The following is a 6,000-nucleotide window of genomic DNA, read 5'->3' as shown; positions in this document are numbered from 1 at the left end:
GACTATTGGAATGGTGTCGTCAACAAAGCGCTCGAACTCCTCGATGGTGCGGTGAAGGGCGAAGGCCTCATCGTCGTTGGCGCCACCAACAGGCCGGAGCAGATCGACGAGGCCTTGAAACGTTCCGGGCGCCTGGAAACCCACATCGAAATCCCTAAACCGGATACTGCGACGCTGGCCGAAATCTTCCGCCATCATCTCGGCGAGGACCTCAAGTTGCTGGCCGCCGCAGCGCAGGAAACAAACCAGGAGCGGCCCGCGATCGCCGAGCTGCCCTCGGATACCGGCGGCAGCCTGAGCCAACAAACAGCGTTGAAGGGAGGAAGCCAATGACGGATCAGGCCATGACCAATATGGGTTCAATCGAGAGCGACATTCAATCGGCTCTGAAGCGCCTGGGAACCCGCGCGATGGGGCTCACGGGAGCCGATGTCGAGCGCATCGTACGCGAGGCGCGCCAGACCGCCCGCCGTCAGAAGCGTCCCATGTGCTATCAGGACCTTGAGGATGGCATTCGGATGCATCGACCTCAGTTGCCCCATGATCTGCGTTGGCGCTTTGCCGTACACGAAGCGGGCCATGCGATCGTCCATCACGTCCTCAAGCTCGGTCCGATCGAAGGGATCACTATCGACATGCCCGAAGGCGGGTACAATCTCCTGTCGTTCCATAGGTCGGGCAGCGACACGCTGAGCTACCGCGAAGACCTGCTGGCGATGCTGATGGCCGGGCGGGCGGCCGAGCATGTTGTCTTCTGCTCCATCTCTGTTGGCTCGGCCGGATCGGAAGACAGTGATCTCGCCCGTGCGACCAGGCTTGCTCTTGCCCTGGAGCGCAGTCTCGGCTTTGGGGCAGTGCAGCCGCTCCTCTACCGCGACGACAAGGATCCGACGTCAGTGCTCGATGCGCAGCCGCATCTTGCTGCCCGCATTCATGCTCGGCTTGAGAAGGCGTTGGCGAAGGCGCTGGATCTGCTCAATGGGAATCGGGAAAAGCTTGATCGGCTGACTGCGGTGCTGTTCGAACAGCAGGTGCTCGACGGAGAGGCGGTGAGGGGCATTCTCGATGGCGAGTGACGTCACAGTGGGAGTGGCTGGTTTGCGCCTCCATATCGGTCGTTCCCGTCGTCGTTTGTCGTTCCTGAAAGCGGCCATAGTCCGCAGCGACAACTCGTCGCCTTCGCGCCAAAAGGAGACATGAGCTGTTTTGAAGTTGACGGCTGTATTGGGGCCGACGAACGACCCGGTCGTTGGCGATCGAATGCTATGGCGCAGCTTCGCGCCTTCGTTTCGGTAATTGCCACAGGATGCACCAACTCCCTACAAAAGTCGCTCCATTTGGATATGCGCAGAGTTCAGTGGATTACTTCACAAGTGAGCTCGATACCGAAACCGATGGTTCGCAGGTGATGAGCGATATGCAGGAGAAGGTGGTCGCGCTTGCCATAGCGCTCGCAGATCTCATTGACTTGTTCGCTGATGGCCCCCCTCAGCGTTTCAGGCACCTCGAACTCCGCGATGACATACGCTTCGCGACCAATCGCGTAAACTGGACAACCTGCAGCCAAAAGCTCCTCTACGAAGGCAGGTATCTGATCCTCGGTCATGACTCATGGACCCTAGGACACGGCGGCAAACTTTGTTGTCAAGCCGTCAGCCGACCTAGCGGCCAGCTCGGTTATCGGTGATGGAATCCCGAAAAAGTACCCTTGTGCAATGTCACATCCGAGTGTTCTCAAAACGTCGAGCTGATCGGCGCTTTCGACACCTTCTGCAACGACCTTGTGTCCAAGACCATGGGCCATTGCTATAACGGATGACACTATGATCCGGCTATCATGGCTTGTGGCAATGTCCTGAACCAGTGAGCGGTCGATCTTCAGGAAATCGTAAGGTAGCTTGCAGAGCTGTGCCAAGTTCGAAAATCCGGTTCCGAAATCGTCGATCGCCACTTTGAACCCTGCGGCCCTTAACGCCTCAAGATGCTGACGCGCCTTGTCAAGATCCAGCATTGCAACCGACTCTGTCACCTCCAACTCCAGATCGCTTGGCCTGATGCCACGAGACACAACATAGGAGGAGAGCTTCTCGGCGAAGTTTTCGTCTGCGAACTGGGTTGGGCATACATTAACAGCCACCCGTGCCGGCAATCCTGAGTTACTCAGTTCACCCACATCTTGCGCAACAATCGACATAACCTTGCGACCGATCCGCTCCAGTCCGTCACCAGCGGCAGCGACATCTAGAAAGCTGCCCGGATATAGCAGTCCCCGTGTGGGATGCGCCCATCTGACCAGAGCTTCATAGCTTTCGACTTCACCAGATTTGAGGTCGATTTTAGACTGGTAGTGAACAACCATCTCGTCGTTGTCTATCGCATGGACGAAATCCCGCTCAAGCTCTGCGCGGTCAACAGCCTTTTCGCGCATCAGGTCATCGAAGACTGCATAGGTTCCGCGTCCTCGGCTCTTGGCCTCGTACATTGCCATGTCGGCATGTTTCAGCGTGTCGGCACAAGATATGCCCTCGCCGAGTGCTGCAATACCCACGCTCGCACCAATTTGGATTCGCCTTTGGCCGATAAGGAACGGATCTGCCAAAGCATCGATCAGTTGTTGAGCAATTTGATTGATCTTTTGTTGGCTGTTTTCACCCGTCACCAGGACAACAAATTCGTCCCCGGCGAAGCGAAAAAGGAGCCGGCACCCGGGCGATGCGACATCAACAGTATCAGGGGTGAGGCAACGATTGATATTCTCGGTGGTAATCTGGAGACCATCGACCAGCATTCTGGAGGACGCCATCTGGAGCAACTTGTCTCCTATCTGGTGGCCGTAGAGATCGTTGACCTGCTTGAAGCGGTCGAGGTCGATGAACAGGATATGCCCGGATAGCTTCTCGGGTCTCTCAAGGAGCTCGTTAAGGACTGCGCGATTGGGAAGTCCTGTTATGCCGTCTTCGTAAGCCAGCGTGTTGATTTTGGAGACATTGTCGTTGAGCCGCGCCACCATTTTTCGGAAGCTCTCAGCCAGGCCTCCGACTTCGCATCGGCAGTCCACCGTCACAACGGTTTCATAGTTGCCCGAAGCGATGGCTTCTGTGCTCACCTTCAGGTTCTGAATCGGACGGGTCAATCGCCCGGTCATGTAGTAAGTGAAGCCAGAGGCAACAGCAATCGAGGCCACGAGCTTGGCATACCCGACTGCGGTTAACGAGTGAGAAGCCCCAGCATCTTGGTATTCCAGGAGGTAGAACACCAGTGCGGCAATCAGGGAGCTAAACACGCCAATCATTATGGTGAATCTAACGCGCAGGCTATTCAGGCCACGCCCCAGGATTCGCCCTGTAATCAGTTCGGTGTCAACTTCCATCACTGCACACTCTCCATGGATGACTTAGCGGACCGATTTTGATCGGCCCGCCAGACTGCTTCTTGATTTCGGAAGCTTAGAAATCCTCCCACGTCTCGTTCTTAACTGCGGTATTGCCTCTTACGGCTGTGGCAACCCGGTTGATCAGCCTGCGGGCTGGCGACGCAGTGGGGGCGTTCGCGGAGGTAACTTCGGAAGGCGCAGACTTGTTCTGCGAGTTGCCGATCTCGAAGCGACCAATGAGCTGAAAGAGTGCTTCTGCTTCCTTGGCGAGAGAGTGGCTGGCGGCGGTCGATTCTTCGACCATCGCCGCATTTTGCTGCGTACCCTGGTCCATCGTGTTGACTGCTGTATTGATCTCTTTCAGACCTGTCGCCTGTTCCTTGGCGCCCTCTACGATTGCGGTAACATTGACGCTGACCGCCTGGACCTGCGAGACGATATGCTCAAGTGCCTTGCCTGTTTCTGTGACAAGATGGACGCCGTTCTCTACCTGCTCGCCTGACTTCGAGATCAATGTCTTGATCTCCTTTGCCGCAGAAGCGGATCGCTGAGCCAGTTCCCGCACTTCTTGCGCGACGACAGCAAAACCTTTGCCAGCCTCCCCGGCCCGCGCCGCTTCGACGCCCGCATTGAGTGCTAGCAGGTTCGTCTGGAAGGCGATCTCATCGATGACGCCAATGATGCTGGAGATTTCGCGCGAGGAAGATTCGATCTCCTGCATGGCGTGAACTGCACGATTCACGATCTCTCCGGAGCGCTCGGCAGATTGGCGGGTTTCCTGAACCTGCTTTCCAGCTTCCTCGGCGCGGCGGCTGGAGTCGGAGACAGTTGTCGTGATCTGCTCGAGCGCTGCTGCTGTTTCTTCTACAGAAGCTGCTTGCTGTTCCGTGCGCTTCGACAAATCGTCTGCAGCCGCGCGGATCTGGTTGGATCCGGCAGCAATGGCCTGCGCATTCTGACCGACCCGGCGCATTGCATCCTCGAGCTTGGCCACGGCTTCGTTGAAGTCGATGCGGACCTGGTCCAGTCGTTCGGCGAAGACGCTTTCGATCCGGTAGGTCAGCTTGCCACTCGACAACTCGTTCAGGGCGTGACCGATGCTCTCAACTGCGAAACGGACTTCCGCCGCTTCCTCAGCCTGTCTGCGTTCGCGGTCGACGCGTTCCTGCTCGCTGAGCGAACGGCTTGCTTCTGCTTCCTGTTCAAGACGGACGCGCTCACGCGCATTGTCCCTGAAGATCGCCACAGTCGAGGCCATTTTGCCGATCTCGTCCTTGCGGCCCTCTCCGTAGATCTCGACCTGAAGGTTACCGCTGGCGAGATCGGACATTGCTGCCGTGATGGAGTTGACTGGTCGTATTACGCCGCGCAATACGGTCCAAGTGGAGAATACCGCTACGACAGCACCAAGCGCCGACAGCGTTGTCATAATGGTCGTCAGCAAGGTTGTCAGTTGATTGCCTTCATCGAGGTCCTGCTTTGCAACCTCGATCTGCAGATCGATCAGCTTTGATATGTCAGTGCCGAGCGGGTCAATCGTCGGATATAGCGTCTCATCAGCGAATTCAGCCAAGGCGCCGAGATCGCCAGAAGCAAGAAGCTGGCGGAGTTCCTCAACACCAGCATTTGCTTGTGCGCGTACCTCCGCAAAGTGGTCAGCGATTTGTTTCTCTTCGGCCGTCAGTGTCGTCGAAATATACTCATTCCAATGGGCCTCAATAGAAGCAAGAGCCCTGTCGACATTCGCCAAGCCATCATTTGGTGACATTGCCTGCGAACGGACCTTGTGCGCCGTGTCGACGACATCTACTGCGTAGCCGTCGCCGATCCGCTTGAGCTGCTCCATGGGCATCACACGGTCGAGGACGATAGACTTGGCGATCTCCGCCTGTGCGCGCATAGCGTAGAAGCTGAACGCGGTGATCGCGATTAGTGCTGCGGTTAACAGCGATATGCACGCAAGAAGTTTTACCCTGATTGTCATTGTGTCCCCTTCCCAAAACCTATCGATTGAGTGCGCGCCCCCTTGAAGGCTAAGCTTTATACTTAAGCAGACGCTTAATTTTTATGCGCCCGGCAAGCTTTCGCGTCCCCTCGTGGTCACTGGATATGAAATCTAGGAGTCGAATCTTTACGATCAGCTAACGAATTAGCGAGTCGATGCAAAATTGTTGAGCAAATGCCTGCAGAAGGGTCAGCGATCCGAGTGCGGACGGGAACGGGTGTTAAGACGACATCCCGTCAAAGAGGCAAAACAGACCGTAGTCCGGGAGCGGCGCGTCCTTGCGACCAGAAGTGTCTGGATCTGCGGTCTGCCGCATGAGCGTTGTCCGCTTTTTGGGTTCGCATGATGGAAAGCGGAGGGTGACCTTTCAGGCCCCACATCAGAAAGCGCCTCCCGTAAAGTGAATGACCGCTGCGGGCCAAACGCGGACCACATTACCACATACGTGGATGTCCGGTTTTCGTCGTTCGGCACCCCATCATTGGACAGTCCGCTTGCGGCCCCCTTGCGGAAATCATTTCCGTTTTGCGCCTTCACTTCGAACCTCCAGATTGACGCTGTTCCTCGGAAGCCGACGTTGGCGATGCTCGTTCTGCCCATCAGTTGAATCGCGGCTAGAAAA

At 56.6% G+C, this 6,000-nt stretch carries 5 protein-coding genes; 2 read left to right on the top strand and 3 right to left on the bottom strand.

Annotation, left to right across the window (positions count from 1 at the left end; all coding sequences use genetic code 11):
• Positions 1-333, top strand: a 333-nt coding sequence (locus H6M51_RS23310) for an ATP-binding protein (RefSeq protein ID WP_185812184.1), incomplete at its 5' end; no start/stop codon positions are given.
• A complete protein-coding gene (locus H6M51_RS23305; protein WP_185812183.1) occupies positions 330-1,076 on the top strand; it encodes an ATP-dependent Zn protease in 747 nt (248 codons plus the stop codon). The genes H6M51_RS23310 and H6M51_RS23305, both read left to right, overlap by 4 nt.
• 278 nt (positions 1,077-1,354) lie before the next feature.
• Here the strand turns inward: H6M51_RS23305 and H6M51_RS23300 are convergent, their stop codons facing one another.
• From H6M51_RS23300 to H6M51_RS23290, 3 genes are all read right to left on the bottom strand, one after another.
• Positions 1,355-1,606 carry a hypothetical protein gene (locus H6M51_RS23300; protein ID WP_185812182.1) on the bottom strand — a complete coding sequence of 84 codons (252 nt, stop codon included), beginning with the start codon at positions 1,604-1,606 and terminating at the stop codon, positions 1,355-1,357.
• Between the two features lie 12 nt (positions 1,607-1,618).
• A complete protein-coding gene (locus tag H6M51_RS23295) occupies positions 1,619-3,370 on the bottom strand; it encodes a bifunctional diguanylate cyclase/phosphodiesterase (RefSeq protein ID WP_185812181.1) in 1,752 nt (583 codons plus the stop codon).
• 76 nt (positions 3,371-3,446) lie between these two features.
• Positions 3,447-5,357: a methyl-accepting chemotaxis protein gene (locus H6M51_RS23290; protein WP_185812180.1), complete on the bottom strand. Its 1,911-nt coding sequence runs from the start codon at positions 5,355-5,357 to the stop codon at positions 3,447-3,449.
• Positions 5,358-6,000: the final 643 nt, after the last annotated feature.

Source organism: Rhizobium sp. AQ_MP (genome assembly GCF_014237835.1).
In the GTDB taxonomy this organism is placed as follows: Bacteria; Pseudomonadota; Alphaproteobacteria; order Rhizobiales; family Rhizobiaceae; genus Allorhizobium.
Note: the sequence above shows the minus strand (reverse complement) of the source record. Positions and strands in the feature narration are given on the sequence as shown.